1 pseudogene is annotated in these 638 nt (G+C 63.3%); it reads right to left on the bottom strand.

Annotation, left to right across the window (positions count from 1 at the left end):
* Positions 1-335: 335 nt before the first annotated feature.
* Positions 336-638 (bottom strand): annotated as a pseudogene (locus HMPREF0591_RS30125) (integrase); the annotation flags it as partial.

Raw genomic sequence — 638 nt, 5'->3', positions numbered from 1 at the left:
TATTCGAGACAGGCAAGCTCCACTGCAGACAAAAGCCATCCCGGTGCCGTATCGGCGGACACGGCGGATCCGTCAAGCTCCCGCGGTTCCCCCTGGCCTCAGGGCTTATTCGCGGACGAGGAGTGTCCGGCTGCAGCTGTCCTCTCGCCACGATTCGTTCTCACGACGTGAATCCCGGAATCCGGCAACGCCGTCAGCCCACGTTGCCGACCTCGGCGATCTTGATTCCAGTAAGGAAACTTCTCACATGCTGCGTCGGGGGCGTGATGCATCACGTCAAGTTGCCCGCGAAACCTGATCCATGCATCACGTAAGGAATGCCCGCGAAAACGAGGTCAACTGGCGGTCTTGTTCTGGATGCGGATGCCGGATCTGACCTCGGGTAGGGCGGTGGGGATGGCGGCGAGGTAGAGGTGTTCGGTCTTGTTCTTGGCGAGTCTGAGCAGGGCGGCTTGTAGATCGGCGATCTGGCGTGCGATCGCGGCGGGGTTCAGGGTGTCGCGGTAGGCAAGCAGCTCCGATTCTTGGGCTGGCGAGAGGACCCCGGCTGCCAGCAGCCGGTCCAGTGGGGTCATGGGCTCGTCGTAGAGGCGGCGGCGCTGGCCGTCGCGGCCAGCGCCGTAGCCGATGGGTTTGAT

It is taken from the genome of Mycobacterium parascrofulaceum ATCC BAA-614, assembly GCF_000164135.1.
Classification (GTDB): Bacteria; Actinomycetota; Actinomycetes; order Mycobacteriales; family Mycobacteriaceae; genus Mycobacterium; species Mycobacterium parascrofulaceum.
This window is presented reverse-complemented; position numbering and strand designations above follow the sequence as displayed.